We start from the raw sequence: 1,911 nt of genomic DNA, 5'->3' as shown, positions 1-1,911 counted from the left end.
CCGCGCCGATTTCGATCCGCCAGAGCTTGCCAAGGCCTATGAGGCCGGCGGCGCCGCCTGCCTCTCGGTGCTGACGGACACGCCGTCGTTCCAGGGCCATCTCGACTTCATGGTTTCCGCGCGTGCGGCGACGGCGCTGCCGGTGCTGCGCAAGGACYTCATGTTCGACGTCTATCAGGTGGTCGAAGCCCGCGCGCATGGCGCCGACTGCATCCTGATCATCATGGCCGCGCTCGACGACGCCACCGCCAGGGACCTGGAAGACACGGCTATCGCCCATGGCATGGATGTGCTGATCGAGATCCACGACCGCACCGAACTCGACCGCGCGCTCAAGCTGCGATCGCCGATGATCGGCGTCAACAATAGGAACCTGCGCACCTTCGAGACCACGCTCGCGACCAGCGAAGCATTGGCGCCGCTGATTCCCGGAGACCGGCTGATGGTCGGCGAGAGCGGCATCTTCACGCCTGCCGACCTCGCCCGGCTCGAGCGCGTCGGCATGTCGACCTTCCTGGTCGGCGAGAGCCTGATGCGGCAGACCGATGTGACCGCCGCCACGCGTACGCTGCTCGCGCGCGAGACGACGGACCGCGCGACCGGTACGCGCTGACATGGCGCGCAAGCCGGCCAAGACAAGGCCCACCAAGACCAAAGCTGCCAAGACCAAGGCCGGCCCTGCCCTCACCCATATCGGCGCCTCCGGCGAGGCGCGGATGGTGGACGTCTCGGACAAGCCCGCGACCGAACGGCTTGCGGTCGCGGAAGGCCGCGTCCTCATGACCACGGCGACGCTTGATCTCATCGTCTCGGGCAACGCCAAGAAGGGCGACGTGCTCGGCACCGCGCGCATCGCCGGCATCATGGCCGCCAAGCGCACCTCGGAGCTGATCCCGCTCTGCCATCCGCTCGCGCTGTCGAAGGTCACGGTCGATATCGAGCCCGACGCAAAGCTGCCGGGCTGCCTCGTCCGTGCCAGCGTGAAGGTGACGGGCCCGACCGGCGTCGAGATGGAGGCGCTCACGGCCGTGTCCGTCGCCTGCCTCACCATCTACGACATGATCAAGGCGGTCGAGCGCGGCGTGCGCATCGAGGGCATCCACCTCGTCGAGAAGCTCGGCGGCAAGTCCGGCCATTACCGCGCCTGAGCGCGGCGTTATTTCAGCGACGTGCTGATCGAGCCGAATTTGGTGTTGAGCTTGCTGCCCATGCCGTTCACGACGGTGATGATCGCAAGCGCGATGCCGGCTGCAATCAGGCCGTATTCGATCGCGGTCGCGCCGCGCTCGTCGGCGAGGAAGTTCTTCAACGTGTTTTTCATCGTCATGTCCTCACTGTCTCGTTGGCATGCGTGTCCGCAAATTACGTGCCAATGCCGCCGTGAGGAGCGTCAGCATGTTAGATGGTTAAGCCTTGGTTGATCGGCGCATGATCGGCAGGAATTGATCGGCATCGCAGGAACCTTGCGGCAATTTCTGCACATCCAGCCTCCCGCGTATCGATTGCTTTTGCGTGTGGACGTTCATGTCGCATTAACCGCGCTTCCTAACTTCGCCTCCACACCGTTCCCGTAAACCGACGGATGTTTTGAGGATCAGGAATTGATCCTGGCGTGTGTGCGGCAACGATCCACATGATGACGAAATACGGCAGTCGCCTCTTTGACCAGGCCTTCGTGCGCAGCGGACCGATCCGCTGGCTGGTCGTGGGCGGCACGCTGCTGATCGCCGCGATCGCCGTCGGCGCGGTCCTGATGGCACAGAACTTCCGCGAGCGCGCGCTGCGCAACTCCGGCCGCGAGCTCGAAAACACCGTGCTGATGCTCGCCCATCATTTCGATCAGCAATTGCAGGATTTCGCGGTCATCCAGAAGGATTTCGTCGACCACGTCCGCGCGATCGGCATTGCCAG

General features: G+C 64.3%; 3 protein-coding genes and 1 pseudogene. 3 read left to right on the top strand and 1 reads right to left on the bottom strand.

Features of this window, described 5'->3' with window-relative positions; all coding sequences use genetic code 11:
- Together trpC and moaC are read left to right on the top strand one after the other, a co-directional pair.
- A partial coding sequence (trpC, locus tag AC1D00_RS39060) for an indole-3-glycerol phosphate synthase TrpC (protein ID WP_477014349.1) occupies positions 1-613 on the top strand: 613 nt, incomplete at its 5' end.
- 1 nt (position 614) lies between these two features.
- A complete protein-coding gene (gene moaC / locus AC1D00_RS39055) occupies positions 615-1,148 on the top strand; it encodes a cyclic pyranopterin monophosphate synthase MoaC (RefSeq protein ID WP_135175221.1) in 534 nt (177 codons plus the stop codon).
- 8 nt (positions 1,149-1,156) lie between these two features.
- Here moaC and AC1D00_RS39050 read toward each other — a convergent pair whose 3' ends face one another.
- Entirely contained in the window at positions 1,157-1,321 is a 165-nt protein-coding gene (locus AC1D00_RS39050) for a Flp family type IVb pilin (RefSeq protein WP_304568386.1), read from the bottom strand.
- Between the two features lie 312 nt (positions 1,322-1,633).
- Between AC1D00_RS39050 and AC1D00_RS39045 the strand changes: the two are divergent.
- A pseudogene (locus AC1D00_RS39045) lies at positions 1,634-1,911 on the top strand (diguanylate cyclase); the annotation flags it as partial.

It is taken from the genome of Bradyrhizobium sp. P2_E8 (assembly GCF_056403875.1).
Note: the sequence above shows the minus strand (reverse complement) of the source record. Positions and strands in the feature narration are given on the sequence as shown.